Origin of the sequence: Neorhizobium alkalisoli, from assembly GCF_002968635.1 — a bacterium.
In the GTDB taxonomy this organism is placed as follows: Bacteria; Pseudomonadota; Alphaproteobacteria; order Rhizobiales; family Rhizobiaceae; genus Neorhizobium; species Neorhizobium alkalisoli.
Genome location: NZ_PVBN01000008.1, coordinates 39822 through 55244 on the forward strand (window position 1 = coordinate 39822; position 15423 = coordinate 55244).

The 15423-nt window shown below is 59.5% G+C and carries 26 protein-coding genes; 25 read left to right on the top strand and 1 reads right to left on the bottom strand.

The window, feature by feature from the left end:
- Positions 1 to 316: 316 nt before the first annotated feature.
- Complete coding sequence (locus C5L13_RS17650; protein ID WP_105384605.1) at positions 317 to 610, bottom strand: transcriptional regulator; 294 nt, start codon at positions 608 to 610, stop codon at positions 317 to 319.
- Positions 611 to 1094: 484 nt separating this feature from the next.
- Here C5L13_RS17650 and rpsL point away from each other — a divergent pair, with 484 nt between their 5' ends.
- From rpsL to rplO, 25 genes are all read left to right on the top strand, one after another.
- Complete coding sequence (rpsL, locus tag C5L13_RS17655; protein ID WP_003507760.1) at positions 1095 to 1466, top strand: 30S ribosomal protein S12; 372 nt, start codon at positions 1095 to 1097, stop codon at positions 1464 to 1466.
- Between the two features lie 84 nt (positions 1467 to 1550).
- A complete protein-coding gene (rpsG, locus tag C5L13_RS17660) occupies positions 1551 to 2021 on the top strand; it encodes a 30S ribosomal protein S7 (RefSeq protein ID WP_037151038.1) in 471 nt (156 codons plus the stop codon).
- A gap of 33 nt (positions 2022 to 2054) precedes the next feature.
- Positions 2055 to 4154: an elongation factor G gene (fusA, locus tag C5L13_RS17665; RefSeq protein ID WP_105384606.1), complete on the top strand. Its 2100-nt coding sequence runs from the start codon at positions 2055 to 2057 to the stop codon at positions 4152 to 4154.
- A 66-nt stretch (positions 4155 to 4220) separates the two neighbouring features.
- Positions 4221 to 5396, top strand: a complete 1176-nt coding sequence (tuf, locus tag C5L13_RS17670) for an elongation factor Tu (protein ID WP_105384596.1) — start codon at positions 4221 to 4223, stop codon at positions 5394 to 5396.
- A gap of 305 nt (positions 5397 to 5701) precedes the next feature.
- A complete protein-coding gene (gene rpsJ, locus C5L13_RS17675; RefSeq protein ID WP_003547547.1) occupies positions 5702 to 6010 on the top strand; it encodes a 30S ribosomal protein S10 in 309 nt (102 codons plus the stop codon).
- Between the two features lie 37 nt (positions 6011 to 6047).
- Positions 6048 to 6689 carry a 50S ribosomal protein L3 gene (gene rplC, locus C5L13_RS17680; protein WP_105384607.1) on the top strand — a complete coding sequence of 214 codons (642 nt, stop codon included), beginning with the start codon at positions 6048 to 6050 and terminating at the stop codon, positions 6687 to 6689.
- Between the two features lie 13 nt (positions 6690 to 6702).
- A complete protein-coding gene (rplD, locus tag C5L13_RS17685; RefSeq protein ID WP_105374401.1) occupies positions 6703 to 7323 on the top strand; it encodes a 50S ribosomal protein L4 in 621 nt (206 codons plus the stop codon).
- Positions 7320 to 7613, top strand: coding sequence for a 50S ribosomal protein L23 (locus C5L13_RS17690; RefSeq protein ID WP_037151093.1), 294 nt, complete (start codon positions 7320 to 7322; stop codon positions 7611 to 7613). The genes rplD and C5L13_RS17690 overlap by 4 nt, the downstream gene beginning before the upstream one ends.
- Positions 7614 to 7624: 11 nt before the next feature.
- Positions 7625 to 8458 carry a 50S ribosomal protein L2 gene (gene rplB / locus C5L13_RS17695; protein WP_105384608.1) on the top strand — a complete coding sequence of 278 codons (834 nt, stop codon included), beginning with the start codon at positions 7625 to 7627 and terminating at the stop codon, positions 8456 to 8458.
- 16 nt (positions 8459 to 8474) lie between these two features.
- The gene (gene rpsS, locus C5L13_RS17700) at positions 8475 to 8753 is read left to right on the top strand and encodes a 30S ribosomal protein S19 (protein ID WP_029620128.1); all 279 of its coding nucleotides are present in this window, start codon (positions 8475 to 8477) and stop codon (positions 8751 to 8753) included.
- Positions 8754 to 8755: 2 nt separating this feature from the next.
- Positions 8756 to 9145 carry a 50S ribosomal protein L22 gene (rplV, locus tag C5L13_RS17705; protein ID WP_052638126.1) on the top strand — a complete coding sequence of 130 codons (390 nt, stop codon included), beginning with the start codon at positions 8756 to 8758 and terminating at the stop codon, positions 9143 to 9145.
- A complete protein-coding gene (rpsC, locus tag C5L13_RS17710; RefSeq protein WP_105384609.1) occupies positions 9145 to 9888 on the top strand; it encodes a 30S ribosomal protein S3 in 744 nt (247 codons plus the stop codon). Before rplV ends, rpsC begins: the two co-directional genes overlap by 1 nt.
- A gap of 38 nt (positions 9889 to 9926) precedes the next feature.
- Positions 9927 to 10340 carry a 50S ribosomal protein L16 gene (gene rplP / locus C5L13_RS17715; protein ID WP_105374404.1) on the top strand — a complete coding sequence of 138 codons (414 nt, stop codon included), beginning with the start codon at positions 9927 to 9929 and terminating at the stop codon, positions 10338 to 10340.
- A 12-nt stretch (positions 10341 to 10352) separates the two neighbouring features.
- A complete protein-coding gene (gene rpmC, locus C5L13_RS17720) occupies positions 10353 to 10553 on the top strand; it encodes a 50S ribosomal protein L29 (RefSeq protein ID WP_037151107.1) in 201 nt (66 codons plus the stop codon).
- Positions 10554 to 10564: 11 nt separating this feature from the next.
- The gene (gene rpsQ, locus C5L13_RS17725; protein WP_037084728.1) at positions 10565 to 10801 is read left to right on the top strand and encodes a 30S ribosomal protein S17; all 237 of its coding nucleotides are present in this window, start codon (positions 10565 to 10567) and stop codon (positions 10799 to 10801) included.
- Positions 10802 to 11036: 235 nt separating this feature from the next.
- Entirely contained in the window at positions 11037 to 11405 is a 369-nt protein-coding gene (gene rplN / locus C5L13_RS17730) for a 50S ribosomal protein L14 (RefSeq protein WP_007770138.1), read from the top strand.
- A gap of 14 nt (positions 11406 to 11419) precedes the next feature.
- Positions 11420 to 11728, top strand: coding sequence for a 50S ribosomal protein L24 (gene rplX / locus C5L13_RS17735; protein WP_105384610.1), 309 nt, complete (start codon positions 11420 to 11422; stop codon positions 11726 to 11728).
- Positions 11721 to 12278: a 50S ribosomal protein L5 gene (gene rplE, locus C5L13_RS17740; RefSeq protein ID WP_038542155.1), complete on the top strand. Its 558-nt coding sequence runs from the start codon at positions 11721 to 11723 to the stop codon at positions 12276 to 12278. Before rplX ends, rplE begins: the two co-directional genes overlap by 8 nt.
- Positions 12279 to 12311: 33 nt before the next feature.
- Positions 12312 to 12617: a 30S ribosomal protein S14 gene (gene rpsN, locus C5L13_RS17745; RefSeq protein WP_105384611.1), complete on the top strand. Its 306-nt coding sequence runs from the start codon at positions 12312 to 12314 to the stop codon at positions 12615 to 12617.
- Positions 12618 to 12629: 12 nt separating this feature from the next.
- Entirely contained in the window at positions 12630 to 13028 is a 399-nt protein-coding gene (rpsH, locus tag C5L13_RS17750) for a 30S ribosomal protein S8 (RefSeq protein WP_007770127.1), read from the top strand.
- 43 nt (positions 13029 to 13071) lie between these two features.
- A complete protein-coding gene (rplF, locus tag C5L13_RS17755; protein WP_007770122.1) occupies positions 13072 to 13605 on the top strand; it encodes a 50S ribosomal protein L6 in 534 nt (177 codons plus the stop codon).
- A gap of 12 nt (positions 13606 to 13617) precedes the next feature.
- Positions 13618 to 13980 (top strand): 50S ribosomal protein L18, encoded by a 363-nt coding sequence (gene rplR / locus C5L13_RS17760; protein ID WP_105384612.1) that lies wholly within the window; start codon positions 13618 to 13620, stop codon positions 13978 to 13980.
- 151 nt (positions 13981 to 14131) lie between these two features.
- Positions 14132 to 14701: a 30S ribosomal protein S5 gene (gene rpsE, locus C5L13_RS17765; RefSeq protein ID WP_105384613.1), complete on the top strand. Its 570-nt coding sequence runs from the start codon at positions 14132 to 14134 to the stop codon at positions 14699 to 14701.
- Between the two features lie 14 nt (positions 14702 to 14715).
- Entirely contained in the window at positions 14716 to 14925 is a 210-nt protein-coding gene (rpmD, locus tag C5L13_RS17770; protein WP_105384614.1) for a 50S ribosomal protein L30, read from the top strand.
- 16 nt (positions 14926 to 14941) lie between these two features.
- Positions 14942 to 15421, top strand: coding sequence for a 50S ribosomal protein L15 (gene rplO / locus C5L13_RS17775; RefSeq protein ID WP_105384615.1), 480 nt, complete (start codon positions 14942 to 14944; stop codon positions 15419 to 15421).
- Positions 15422 to 15423: the final 2 nt, after the last annotated feature.

The following is a 15423-nucleotide window of genomic DNA, read 5'->3' on the forward strand; positions in this document are numbered from 1 at the left end:
ACCCTCTGGAATTGACGAAGAAAACGCCCGGAGAAATCCGGGCGTTTTTCGTTGTGGAAGGGAAATGTGAAACGTAAAGGCAAGGCGGTCGAAGTTCGCGGCGGCGCCATATGACGGACGAGGCCAGGCAGGATCTTGGAAACCAACTCGGCATCGATGTAGGCGGGGAGGGTACTTTCCCTTGGGCCTGATCGAGAGGCCCGCTGCTGAGATGCTGCCGCAAAGGACGAGCCGTTTCGCCGTTAGGAATACCGCAGGCGATTCCTATGTCTTCCGCGCGGCGGCGTAGCGCAACATCACTGACCGCGCCTGAACCTCAGTCGAAGCGGATGATCGCTACCTCGCCTTCGAGCGCCCCCTGGTAGGCTGAAGCATGCGGTTCCTCGGTGGGTTCGTCGGTAAGGACGCCGATCTGATCCAGATCCGCTTCGAGGAAGCCTTCTTCCGAGAGGGCGTTGAGCGCCTCGCGGACGGCGGTGTCGTCGTCCGGTGCGCGCAGCATGATGTGAAGCTCGACGCCTTCGCCGCCCTTCACCTCGTAGCCCTTGCCGATGATGATGAATACCATCGGCGCATCGAGCCGGTTGTCATTGTCGGGCGTGCTGATCATCGTTGTCTCCGCGGCTTGGTTCCTATTACGTCCAAGACAGAAGCCGGACGGAAAGTTCCCCTTCTGTTTAGTCCATTGCCGGTGATTCCCAAATATTAATGCATGGGGCGGCAAAAAATCGTAAAACAAGGTAACTTGCGTCCTGCCAAGGGCCGGAACCCCGGCTTTTGGGCATTATTTTCGGTGCAGCCCTTGACGGGCAGGGGGGAAAACAGTAAACGCCCCGCATCGGAAGCGATGTGAGGCTTGTCCGTCCGGGATGACTCGTTCCGGAGTACGCCTCAGACACGGTTCCATACGCACGTTGAAGACACGAATGCTGCACGCATGACGCATGAGGAATGCGTCCTCTGCCTTTTGTGGTCCATCCGGAAAAGCGGATCGGGCCACGTTTTGCGCATGAGGAGATGTGTGTGTCGTCGCCGGAAACGGCATCAGAATGGCCCGCAAGGGCTTGGAAGAAGATTTTGCAAGGGATGGTTATATGCCTACCGTAAACCAGCTGATCCGCAAGCCGCGTCAGGCACAGGTAAAGCGCAACAAGGTTCCTGCTCTGCAGGAAAACCCGCAGAAGCGCGGCGTTTGCACCCGCGTTTACACGACGACCCCGAAGAAGCCGAACTCGGCTCTGCGTAAGGTCGCCAAGATTCGCCTGACCAACGGCTTCGAAGTCATCGGCTACATCCCGGGTGAAGGTCACAACCTTCAGGAACACTCGGTGGTGATGATCCGTGGCGGCCGCGTAAAGGACTTGCCGGGCGTTCGTTATCACATCATCCGCGGCGTTCTCGACACCCAGGGCGTCAAGAACCGCAAGCAGCGCCGTTCGAAGTACGGTGCGAAGCGTCCGAAGTAATCCTTCGGATTTCATCCTATCCGGCGCTGCGCGAGGTTCTCCGCGTGATAAAGCGCCAGCAACATATCAGAGACGAGAAGAAGTATGTCCCGACGCCATCGTGCAGAAAAGCGTGAGATCAACCCGGACCCGAAGTTCGGCGATCTCGTCGTCACCAAGTTCATGAATGCGATCATGCTCCACGGCAAGAAGTCCGTGGCTGAAAACATTGTCTATGGCGCGTTCGACGCCGTGCAGGGTAAGTCCAAGGCCGACCCGCTGGGCATCTTCCATCAGGCGCTCGACAACGTCGCGCCGCATGTTGAAGTTCGCTCGCGCCGCGTTGGTGGTGCTACGTACCAGGTTCCGGTCGACGTTCGTCCGGAGCGCCGCCAGGCTCTCGCGATCCGCTGGGTGATCGCTGCTGCCCGCAAGCGTAACGAAACGACCATGGTCGATCGTCTTTCCGGTGAACTTATGGATGCCGCAAACAACCGCGGCAGCGCCGTCAAGAAGCGTGAAGACACGCACAAGATGGCCGACGCCAACCGCGCCTTCTCGCATTACCGTTGGTAATCTTCACCCGATCGAATTTCGAAAGGCAGTCCTATGGCTCGCGAATATAAAATCGAAGACTACCGCAATTTCGGTATCATGGCGCATATCGACGCCGGCAAGACGACGACCACCGAGCGTATCCTCTATTACACCGGGAAGTCGCACAAGATCGGCGAAGTTCACGATGGCGCAGCCACGATGGACTGGATGGAGCAGGAGCAGGAACGCGGCATCACGATCACGTCCGCTGCCACCACGACCTTCTGGAAGGGTCGTGACGGCAAGATGCGCCGCTTCAACATCATCGACACCCCCGGCCACGTCGACTTCACCATCGAAGTCGAACGCTCGCTGCGCGTTCTCGACGGTGCGATTGCTCTTCTCGACGCCAACGCTGGCGTAGAGCCGCAGACGGAAACCGTCTGGCGTCAGGCCGAGAAGTACAACGTTCCGCGCATGATCTTCTGCAACAAGATGGACAAGACCGGTGCGGACTTCTACCGCTCCGTCGAGATGATCAAGACCCGTCTCGGTGCCACGGCCGTCGTCATGCAGCTGCCGATCGGCGCAGAAACGGAATTCAAGGGCGTTGTCGACCTGATCGAGATGAACGCTCTCGTCTGGCGCGATGAATCGCTCGGCGCCCAGTGGGACGTCGTCGAAATTCCGGAAGACCTGAAGGAAAAGGCTGAGGAATATCGCGAAAAGCTGATCGAGACGGTTGTCGAAGTCGACGAGCAGGCGATGGAAGACTACCTGAACGGCATCATGCCGGACAACGACAAGATCCGCGCCCTGGTTCGCCGCGGCACGATCGACGTCAAGTTCCATCCGATGTTCTGCGGCACCGCGTTCAAGAACAAGGGCGTTCAGCCGCTGCTCGACGCCGTTGTCGAATACCTGCCGTCGCCGCTCGACATCCCGGCGATCAAGGGCATCGACTTCAAGACCGAAGCCGAAATCGAACGTCATGCTGACGACGCTGAGCCGCTTTCTATGCTCGCGTTCAAGATCATGAACGACCCCTTCGTCGGTTCGCTCACCTTCGCCCGCATCTATTCCGGCAAGCTCGAAAAGGGTTCGTCGGTCATGAACACGGTCAAGGACAAGCGCGAGCGCGTCGGCCGCATGCTGCAGATGCACTCCAACTCCCGTGAAGACATCGAAGAAGCCTTCGCTGGCGACATCGTTGCTCTCGCAGGCCTCAAGGAAACCACCACGGGCGATACGCTTTGCGATCCCCTGAAGCCGGTTATCCTCGAGCGCATGGAGTTCCCCGAGCCGGTCATCCAGATCGCCATCGAACCGAAGTCCAAGGGCGACCAGGAAAAGATGGGCCTCGCGCTCAACCGCCTGGCAGCCGAAGACCCGTCCTTCCGCGTGAAGACGGACCAGGAATCGGGCCAGACGATCATCGCCGGCATGGGCGAACTGCATCTCGACATCATCGTCGACCGCATGCGTCGTGAGTTCAAGGTTGAAGCAAACGTCGGTGCGCCGCAGGTTGCTTACCGCGAAACCATCACGCGTCAGACGGAAAAGGACTACACCCACAAGAAGCAGTCGGGTGGTACCGGTCAGTTCGCACGCGTCAAGATCGTGTTCGAACCGAACCCTGAAGGCGACGACTTCAAGTTCGAGTCCAAGATCGTCGGCGGTGCTGTTCCGAAGGAATACATCCCGGGCGTTCAGAAGGGTATCGAAAGCGTTCTGTCCTCCGGCCCGTTGGCTGGCTTCCCGATGCTCGGCGTCAAGGCGACGCTGATCGACGGTGCCTTCCACGACGTCGACTCGTCGGTTCTGGCCTTCGAAATCGCTTCTCGTGCCTGCTTCCGTGAAGCAGCCCGCGAAGCTGGTGCTCAGCTCCTCGAGCCGATGATGAAGGTCGAAGTTGTGACGCCGGAAGATTACGTCGGTGACGTGATCGGTGACCTGAACTCCCGCCGTGGTCAGATCCAGGGTCAGGAATCGCGTGGCATCGCCGTCGTGATCGCCGCCCACGTGCCGCTGGCGAACATGTTCAAGTACGTGGACAACCTGCGCTCCATGTCGCAGGGCCGTGCACAGTACTCGATGGTCTTCGATCACTACGCACCGGTTCCGAACAACGTCGCGACCGAAATCCAGGCAAAGTACTCCGGTCAGAAGTGACCGGAGTAATCCGCCCAATAATTTGAGAGAATAACCCCTGACGGGGATAAGAACGGAGAGCCGGAAATGGCAAAGAGCAAGTTTGAGCGCAACAAGCCTCACGTCAACATTGGCACGATCGGTCACGTTGACCATGGCAAGACGTCGCTGACGGCCGCGATCACGAAGTACTTCGGCGAGTACAAGGCCTATGACCAGATCGACGCCGCTCCTGAAGAAAAGGCTCGTGGCATCACGATTTCGACGGCGCACGTCGAATACGAGACGCCGGCCCGCCACTATGCGCACGTCGACTGCCCCGGCCACGCCGACTATGTGAAGAACATGATCACCGGTGCGGCGCAGATGGACGGCGCGATCCTGGTTTGCTCGGCTGCCGACGGCCCGATGCCGCAGACCCGCGAGCACATCTTGCTCGCCCGTCAGGTCGGCGTTCCCGCGATCGTGGTATTCTTGAACAAGGTCGACCAGGTTGACGACGCCGAGCTTCTCGAGCTCGTCGAGCTGGAAGTTCGCGAACTTCTGTCGTCCTACGATTTTCCGGGCGACGACATCCCGATCATCAAGGGTTCGGCGCTTGCTGCTCTTGAAGATTCCGACAAGAAGATCGGCGAAGACGCGATCCGCGAGCTGATGGCGGCTGTTGACGCCTACATCCCGACGCCTGAGCGTCCGATCGACCAGCCGTTCCTGATGCCGATCGAAGACGTGTTCTCGATCTCGGGCCGTGGTACGGTCGTGACCGGCCGCGTCGAGCGTGGCATCGTCAAGGTTGGCGAAGAAGTCGAGATCGTCGGCATCCGTCCGACCTCGAAGACGACGGTGACCGGCGTTGAAATGTTCCGCAAGCTGCTCGACCAGGGCCAGGCCGGCGACAACATCGGCGCGCTGATCCGCGGTGTGAACCGTGACGGCGTCGAGCGTGGCCAGATTCTGTGCAAGCCGGGTTCGGTCAAGCCGCACAAGAAGTTCAAGGCCGAAGCCTACATCCTGACGAAGGAAGAAGGCGGCCGTCATACGCCGTTCTTCACCAACTACCGTCCGCAGTTCTACTTCCGCACCACGGACGTGACCGGCATCGTGACGCTTCCGGAAGGCACCGAAATGGTCATGCCTGGCGACAACGTCACCGTTGACGTCGAGCTGATCGTGCCGATCGCCATGGAAGAAAAGCTGCGCTTCGCCATCCGCGAAGGCGGCCGCACCGTCGGCGCCGGCATCGTCGCTTCCATCATCGAGTAATCGATGATGGGGCCGACGCAGAGCTGATCTGCGCCGGATGCATAAATTCTTTTAAGCAAGCGGCCCTTTAGCCGCTTGCTTATGACATAAAAATGTAGCAAATGGCGCGCGAGCGCGATTTGCCCCTGCTTCGCTATCGGGGCAGCAATCAAAATATAAGGTGGGTCGAAAGGCCTGGAGAGTGGAAAGGGATACCGGCTCGGTGTCCCCTTCGATCTTTGAAACCGGTGGTCCGCCTTAGGAAAAAGAACAAACCCGTGCCTTTCGTTCGGCACGTGGATAACAGACAACAAGGATAACGTCGAATGAACGGCCAAAATATCCGCATTCGCCTGAAGGCGTTCGATCACCGGATTCTCGATGCTTCCACGCGCGAGATCGTGTCGACGGCGAAGCGCACCGGTGCTAGCGTCCGGGGCCCCGTTCCGCTTCCGACCCGCATCGAGAAGTTTACGGTTAACCGGTCCCCCCACATCGACAAGAAGAGCCGCGAGCAGTTCGAGATGCGCACCCATAAGCGCCTTCTCGATATCGTTGACCCGACACCGCAGACGGTAGACGCGCTGATGAAGCTCGATCTCGCCGCTGGTGTCGATGTTGAGATCAAGCTCTGAGACTTCGGTTTCAGACTGAGTGAGAAGGATTGAACCGATGCGTTCGGGTGTAATTGCACAGAAGGTGGGAATGACCCGCGTCTACAACGACGCCGGCGAGCATATCCCGGTAACCGTATTGCGGCTGGAGAATTGCCAGGTCGTCGCACACCGCACCGTTGAGAAGAATGGCTACACCGCCGTTCAGCTCGGTGCCGGCGCGGCGAAGGTGAAGAACACCTCCAAGGCGATGCGCGGCAACTTTGCCGTTGCAAACGTCGAGCCGAAGGCGAAGCTCGTAGAGTTTCGCGTTTCCGAAGACAACATGATCGATGTCGGCACCGAGCTGAAGGCCGATCATTTCACGGCCGGTCAGCTGGTGGACGTCACTGGCACCTCGATCGGTAAAGGTTTTGCTGGCGCCATGAAGCGTCACAACTTCGGTGGTCTGCGCGCCACGCACGGTGTGTCCGTTTCGCACCGTTCGCATGGTTCGACTGGTAACAACCAGGATCCGGGCAAGGTCTGGAAGGGCAAGCGCATGGCTGGTCATATGGGCCAGACGCGCGTCACCACCCAGAACCTCGAGATCGTCTCCACCGACGAGAACCGTGGCCTGATCCTCGTCAAGGGCGCCGTACCTGGCTCCAAGGGCGCTTGGATCGTCGTTCGCGATGCCGTCAAGTCGGCCGCGAAGTAAGGGAGCCAAGCACATGGAATATAACGTCAAGACCCTCGAGGGAAAAGACGCCGGCAAGGTCTCCCTGTCGGACGAAATTTTCGGCCTCGATCCCCGCGAAGACATTCTGGCCCGCATGGTTCGTTGGCAGCTCGCCAAGAAGCAGCAGGGTAGCCACAAGACCAAGAGCCGTTCGGAAGTTTCCCGCACCGGCGCGAAGATGTACAAGCAGAAGGGTACGGGCCGCGCTCGTCACCATTCGGCTCGCGCTCCGCAGTTCCGTGGCGGTGGCCGTGCTCATGGTCCGGTCGTCCGCAGCCACGAGCATGACCTTCCCAAGAAGGTTCGCGCTCTCGCCCTGCGTCACGCCCTGTCTGCCAAGATGAAGTCGGAAGACCTCATCATTGTCGACAACCTGGTGGCCGCTGAAGCGAAGACCAAGGCTCTGGCCGGCTCCTTCGCCGAACTCGGCTTCACCAACGCACTGTTCATCGGTGGCGCCGAACTCGACAACAACTTCAAGCTCGCCGCTCAGAACATCCCGAACGTCGATGTTCTGCCGGTTCAGGGCATCAATGTTTACGACATCCTGCGCCGCGGCAAGCTCGTGCTTTCCAAGGCTGCGGTAGAAGCTCTGGAGGAGCGGTTCAAATGACGGATCTTCGCCACTATGATGTGATCGTCTCGCCGGCGATCACCGAAAAGTCGACGCTGGCATCCGAACAGAACCAGGTCGTCTTCAACGTTGCCAAGACTGCTTCCAAGCCGGAAATCAAGGCTGCCGTAGAGGCGCTGTTCGGCGTGAAGGTCACGGCCGTCAACACGCTTGTCCGCAAGGGCAAGGTGAAGCGGTTCCGCGGCTTCATCGGCAAGCAGAAGGACGTCAAGAAGGCTGTCGTCACCCTGGCCGAAGGTCAGACGATCGACGTCTCCACCGGTCTCTGAGGTATAAGATAATGGCATTGAAAAGCTTCAACCCGACCACCCCGAGCCAGCGTCAGCTGGTCATCGTCGATCGGTCCGGCCTCTGGAAGGGCAAACCGGTCAAGACGCTGACGGAAGGTCTCTCCAAGAGTGGCGGCCGTAACAACCTCGGTCGCATCACCGCCCGCTTCATCGGCGGCGGTCACAAGCGTACTTACCGCCTGGTCGACTTCAAGCGTCGCAAGTTCGACGTCGAAGGCACGGTCGAGCGTCTGGAATACGACCCGAACCGCACTGCGTTCATCGCGCTCGTCAAGTACGAGGACGGCGAATTGGCCTACATCCTCGCTCCGCAGCGCCTCGCTGCGGGCGATAAGGTCATCGCTTCCAACAAGGCCGTTGACGTAAAGCCGGGCAACACCATGCCGCTGCAGTACATCCCGGTCGGCTCGATCGTTCACAACGTCGAAATGAAGCCGGGCAAGGGCGGTCAGATCGCCCGTTCGGCAGGCACCTACGTCCAGCTCGTCGGCCGCGATGCCGGCATGGCGATCCTCCGCCTCAACTCGGGTGAACAGCGCCTGGTACCGGGCTCCTGCCTTGCGACCGTCGGCGCCGTATCCAACCCGGACCACGGCAACATCAACGACGGCAAGGCCGGTCGTACCGTCTGGCGCGGCAAGCGTCCGCATAACCGCGGCGTCGTCATGAACCCGGTCGACCACCCGCACGGCGGTGGTGAAGGCCGCACCTCCGGTGGTCGCCATCCGGTGAGCCCGTGGGGCAAGCCCACCAAGGGCAAGCGCACGCGTTCGAACAAGTCCACGGACAAGTTCATCATGCGCTCGCGCCACGTGAAGAAGTAAGAGAGGAAGTCGTTCAATGGCTCGTTCAGTATGGAAAGGTCCGTTTGTTGACGGCTATCTTCTCAAGAAGGCTGAGAAGGTACGTGAAGGCGGACGCAGTGAAGTGATCAAGATGTGGAGCCGTCGCTCCACGATCTTGCCCCAGTTCGTTGGTTTGACGTTCGGCGTCTACAACGGCAGCAAGCACATTCCGGTCAGCGTCAACGAAGACATGGTCGGACACAAGTTCGGTGAATTCGCTCCCACCCGTACCTATTACGGTCACGGCGCGGACAAGAAGGCGAAGAGGAAGTAATTATGGCGAAGGCTAAGACCGAACGCCGGCTGAAGGACAATGAGGCGCAGGCAGTTGCCCGCACGCTCCGCGTCAGCCCCCAAAAGCTGAACCTCGTTGCCGCCCTGATCCGCGGCAAGAAGGTCGATCGCGCGCTTGCAGAGCTTGAATTCTCCCGCAAGCGCATCGCCGGCACGGTGAAGAAGACTCTCGAGTCCGCTATCGCCAATGCCGAGAACAACCATGACCTCGACGTCGACTCGCTGATCGTTTCGGAAGCGTATGTCGGCAAGTCGATTGTGATGAAGCGTTTCCACGCTCGTGGCCGCGGCCGTGCATCTCGCATCGAGAAGCCGTTCGCGCACCTGACGATCGTCGTTCGCGAAGTCGAGGAAAAAGGGGAGGCCGCATAATGGGCCAGAAAATTAATCCGATCGGTTTCCGCCTCGGCATCAACCGTACCTGGGACAGCCGTTGGTTCGCCGACAACGCCGAATACGGCCAGCTCCTCCATGAGGACCTGAAGATCCGCGCCTACCTGATGCAGGAGCTGAAGCAGGCCGGCATCGCCAAGGTGGTCATCGAGCGTCCGCACAAGAAGTGCCGCGTCACGATCCACTCGGCTCGCCCGGGTCTGATCATCGGCAAGAAGGGCGCCGACATCGAAAAGCTCCGCAAGAAGCTTTCCGAGATGACGTCTTCGGAAACGCACCTCAACATCGTTGAAGTGCGCAAGCCGGAAATCGACTCGACGCTCGTCGCCCAGTCGATCGCTCAGCAGCTCGAGCGCCGCGTGGCTTTCCGCCGTGCGATGAAGCGCGCTGTTCAGTCCGCCATGCGTCTTGGCGCCGAAGGCATCAAGATCACCTGCGCCGGCCGTCTCGGCGGTGCTGAAATCGCCCGTACGGAATGGTACCGTGAAGGTCGCGTTCCGCTTCACACGCTGCGTGCAGACATCGACTACGGTACGGCGGAAGCCGAAACCGCATTCGGCATCTGCGGCATCAAGGTCTGGATCTTCAAGGGCGAAATCCTTGAGCATGATCCGATGGCTTCGGAACGTCGCGCGCTGGAAGGCGACGCACAGGGTCCGGCAAGCCGCGAACGTGACCGTGGCGATCGTGGTGATCGTCGCCGCGAACGCGAAAACGCTTGATCAACGCTGGCGAAAGATAAGCTCGGAGAAGTAAGAAAATGTTGCAGCCAAAGCGTACCAAGTACCGCAAGCAGTTCAAGGGTCGCATCAAGGGTGTGGCCAAGGGCGGCTTCGATCTGGCCTTCGGCGAATTCGGCCTGAAGTCCCAGGAACCCAACCGCGTCAACGCTCGCGAGATCGAGGCGGCCCGCCGCGCGATCACGCGTGCCATGAAGCGCGCCGGTCGTGTCTGGATCCGCGTGTTCCCGGACGTTCCGGTAACCGCCAAGCCGACCGAAGTGCGTATGGGTAAGGGCAAGGGCTCTGTCGAATACTGGGCATGCAAGGTCAAGCCCGGCCGCATGATGTTCGAGATCGATGGTGTTTCGGAGGAGCTCGCCCGCGAGGCGCTTCGTCTCGGCGCCGCCAAGCTCTCGGTCAAGACGCGCTTCGTACAGCGCATCGCAGAGTAAGGAGAAGGCACGATGAAAGCCGAAGACGTACGCGGCCTCACGGCCGACCAGCTCAAGGACAAGCTCGCCGACCTGAAGAAGGAGCAGTTCAACCTGCGCTTCCAGAAGGCCACCGGTCAGTTGGAAAAGTCCTCGCGCATCAACGAGGTTCGCAAGGACATCGCCCGCGTGAAAACCATTGCCCGCCAGAAGGCGGCAGAAGCCAAGGCTTAAGGAAGAATAATATGCCGAAACGCATTCTGCAGGGCGTAGTCGTTTCCGACAAGAACGAGAAGACCGTTGTTGTCCGGGTCGAGCGCCGATTCGCGCATCCGCTGCTTCAGAAGACGGTCCGCCGTTCCAAGAAGTACAAGGCGCATGACGAGAACAACCAGTACAAGGTAGGTGACGTCGTTTCCATCGAGGAATGCGCACCGATCTCCAAGGACAAGACCTGGACGGTCGTTTCCGCCCAGGCTTAATTTGCTTCGGATTTGCGTCAGGGTCTTGCGCCCGGCGCAGAATCCTGTATGAAGCACCCCACTGGCGCAGGACGCTCGGAAACGAGCGTTCTTTTGCTTTGAGCGCAGGGAAGGTCCTTTTGAGGAAACCACCTTGGCAAGACCCCACCCGCGCACAACAAAATTCTGTCCATAAGCCGAAACGGGGCGTTTTTTGCGCCCGGTCGTTTCGGTCATTAGAAAAAGGCGACCTGACATGATTCAGATGCAAACAAACCTCGACGTGGCGGATAATTCCGGCGCACGTCGTGTCATGTGCATCAAGGTGCTGGGCGGCTCCAAGCGCAAGTACGCTTCGATCGGCGACATCATTGTCGTTTCGATCAAGGAAGCTATCCCGCGCGGCCGCGTCAAGAAGGGTGACGTGATGAAGGCGGTTGTTGTGCGCACCGCCAAGGACATCCGTCGTCCGGACGGCAGCGTCATCCGCTTCGACAACAACGCAGCGGTCCTCATCGACAACAAGAAAGAGCCGATCGGCACCCGTATCTTCGGACCGGTTCCGCGCGAACTTCGCGCCAAGAACCACATGAAGATCATCTCGCTGGCTCCAGAAGTACTGTAAGGGAGCGGAAAGCGATGAATAAGATCCGCAAGGGCGACAGCGTCGTCGTATTGGCTGGCAAGGACAAGGGCCGCACCGGCGAGGTCCTTCAGGTCATGCCGAAGGAAGACCGCGCCGTCGTGCGTGGCATCAACATGGTGAAGCGCCACCAGCGTCAGTCTCAGACGCAGGAAGCCGGCATCATCAACAAGGAAGCGTCCATTCATCTGTCGAACATCGCGATCGTCGCGAAAGACGGGAAGCCGACCCGCGTTGGCTTCTCTGTCGTCGACGGCAAGAAGGTGCGTGTAGCCAAGCGTACGGGAGATGTGATCGATGGCTGAGGCAAAGTATGAGCCGCGGCTCAAGGCGGAATACAATTCCCGCATCCGTGCCGCACTGAAGGAGCAATTCTCCTTCGCAAACGACATGATGATCCCCAAGCTGGACAAGATCGTCATCAACATGGGTGTTGGCGAAGCGACGGCTGACTCGAAGAAGCCTTCCGTGGCTGCTGCCGACCTGGCCGCCATTGCCGGCCAGAAGCCGGTCATCACCAAGGCGCGGAATTCCATCGCGGGCTTCAAGGTTCGCGAATTCATGCCGATCGGCGCCAAGGTTACGCTTCGCGGCGCCCGCATGTACGAATTCTTGGATCGTCTGATCAACATCGCGCTTCCGCGCGTTCGCGACTTTCGCGGCTTGAACCCGAAAAGCTTTGACGGCCGTGGCAACTTCGCCATGGGCATCAAGGAACACATTGTGTTCCCTGAGATCAACTACGACAAGGTTGATCAGATGTGGGGCATGGACATCATCGTTTGCACGACGGCTACCAAGGACGACGAAGCACGGGCTCTTCTGAAAGAGTTCAACTTCCCGTTCCGCCAGTAACCGTAACGACGAGCGTTTAAAAGGAACTCCGATATGGCGAAAACCAGCGCAGTTGAAAAGAACAAGCGCCGCCGCAAGACCGTCGCTCAGCACGCTGCAAAGCGCGCTGTCCTGAAGGCGACCATCATGAACCAGGATCTTCCGATCGAAGACCGGTTCAAGGCAACTATCAAGCTCGCTTCTCTGCCGCGCGATGGCTCGAAGACGCGTATTCGCAACCGTTGCGAAGTCACCGGTCGCCCGCGCGCTTTCTATCGCAAGCTCAAGATGTCGCGTATTGCGCTTCGTGAGCTCGGCAACCTCGGCAAAGTGCCGGGCATCGTCAAGTCGAGCTGGTAAGGAGATCGTTAGATGACCATGACTGATCCCTTGGGCGATATGCTCACCCGTATCCGCAACGGCGCAGCCCGCCGCAAGTCGACCGTTTCCACGCCTGCTTCCAAGCTGCGTGCACGCGTTCTCGATGTCCTGCAGGCTGAAGGCTACATCCGCGGTTATTCGGAAATCGATTACGGTAACGGCAAGGCCGAGATCGAAATCGAACTCAAGTACTACGAAGGCGCGTCGGTGATCCGTGAGATCGGCCGCGTGTCCAAGCCGGGCCGCCGGGTCTATGTCTCGGTAAAGTCCATTCCGCAGGTTTCGAACGGCCTCGGCATCACCATCCTTTCGACCCCGAAGGGTGTGATGGCTGATCACCAGGCTCGCGAACAGAACGTTGGTGGCGAGGTTCTCTGCTCTGTCTTCTAAGGCAGAGTAGGGGAACTCCATAGCGAACAGACAGGATTGAAACATGTCTCGTATCGGTAAAAAGCCCGTTCAGGTTCCTGCAGGGATCACGGCCACTGTTGATGGCCAGAAGGTGACTGCCAAGGGCCCGAAGGGTGAGCTTTTCTTCGTCGCAAACGACGAAATCAAGCTGGCACTTGAAGACAATGCCATTTCGGTGACTCCGGTCAACGATTCGAAGGATGCTCGCTCGAAGTGGGGCATGTCCCGCACGATGATCGAGAACATCCTGAAGGGTGTTAAGGATGGTTTTGAGCGCAAGCTCGAAATCAACGGCGTTGGTTACCGCGCATCCATGCAGGGCAAGAACCTGCAGCTGGCGCTCGGTTTCAGCCACGACGTGGTCTACCAGACCCCGGAAGGCATCACCATTGCCGTGCCGAAGCCGACGGAAATCGTCGTCACCGGCATCAATAAGCAGCAGGTCGGTCAGGTTGCCGCGGAAATCCGCGAATACCGCGGTCCCGAGCCCTACAAGGGCAAAGGCGTCAAGTACGCCGAGGAACGGATCGTCCGCAAGGAAGGCAAGAAGAAGTAAGGACGACGGATCATGGCTACCAGAAAAGAAGCACTCACCAAGCGTGCGAGCCGTGTTCGCCGCCAGATCAAGAAGGTCGCAAACGGCCGTCCGCGTCTGTCGGTTCACCGCTCGTCCAAGAACATCTATGTCCAGGTTATCGACGACGTGGCCGGCCGCACGCTTGCAGCCGCCTCTACGCTCGATGCCGGTCTGCGCACGTCGCTGAAGACCGGTGCTGACGTTGCGGCTGCCGCCGCCGTCGGCAAGCTGGTGGCCGAACGCGCCGCCAAGGCTGGCGTGAAGGAAGTCGTGTTCGATCGCGGCGCCTTCATCTATCACGGCCGCATCAAGGCGCTTGCCGAAGCTGCCCGCGAAGGCGGCCTGAGCTTCTAAGAATTTTCGCCCGCATCCCTGAACGAGGGGAGGCGGGCGAAACGCGGTTCGCCGCATGCATCAGTCGTTCCATCCTAGTCCTTCATGGGCAGGGGATGGTTGGCTCCCGGAAATTGCCCGTTGCACCCGGAAAAGAAAAAGGAAAAGGACAATGGCACAAGAAAGAAGAGGCCAGCGCGAAGATCGCCAGAGCCGCGAAGAGCGCGATAGCGAATTCGTCGACAAGCTGGTCGCGATTAACCGCGTCGCCAAGGTCGTCAAGGGCGGCCGTCGTTTTGGTTTTGCAGCTCTCGTCGTCGTTGGCGACCAGAAGGGCCGTGTTGGCTTCGGCCATGGCAAGGCACGTGAAGTGCCGGAAGCCATCCGCAAGGCAACTGAAGCTGCCAAGCGCGAGCTGATCTTCGTACCGCTGCGCGATGGCCGTACGCTGCATCACGACGTCAACGGCCGTCACGGCGCCGGCAAGGTTCTGCTGCGCTCCGCCAAGGCCGGTACCGGCATCATCGCCGGTGGCCCGATGCGTGCTGTATTCGAAACCCTCGGCATGCACGACGTCGTCGCCAAGTCGACCGGTTCGTCGAACCCTTACAACATGGTTCGTGCCACGTTCGACGCCCTGAAGCATCAGGTGCATCCGAAGGACATCGCGGCTCAGCGCGGCATCAAGTATGCGACGCTGCAGGCCCGCCGTGCCGCTTCCGGCAATGCGTCGGAAGAATAAGAGGAGTCTGATCCATGGCTAAGGCTACGAAGAAGACTGAAGCAAAGACGGTTACCATCGAGCAGATCGGTAGCCCCATCCGCCGCCCGGAAGTACAGCGCAAGACGCTGATCGGCCTGGGTCTCAACAAGATGCACCGGACCCGTACGCTGGAAGATACTCCTTCCGTTCGTGGCATGATCCGGGCTGTCCAGCATCTCGTTCGCGTCGTCGACGAGAAGTGAGACGGAGGAATTGACCATGAAACTGAATGAGATCAAGGACAACGAAGGCGCCACCAAGGATCGTATCCGCGTTGGTCGCGGTATCGGTTCCGGCAAGGGCAAGACCGGTGGTCGCGGCGTGAAGGGTCAGAAGGCCCGTTCCGGCGTTGCAATCAACGGCTTCGAGGGCGGCCAGATGCCGATCTACCGTCGCCTGCCGAAGCGCGGCTTCAACAACATCTTCGCATCTGACTACGTCGTCGTTTCGCTCGGCCGTATCCAGACCGCGATCGATGCCGAGAAGCTCGACCCGAAGGCTACGATCGACGCTGCTGCCCTCAAGGCAGCCGGTGTCATCCGTCGCCCGAAGGACGGCGTTCGCGTCCTCGCCGATGGCGAGCTGAAGGCCAAGGTATCGATCGAAGTTGCCGGCGCTTCCAAGGCTGCCGTCGAAAAGATCGAGAAGGCCGGCGGTTCGATCAAGCTTCTCGCTGTGGCGGAAGCTCCGGCGGAATAAAT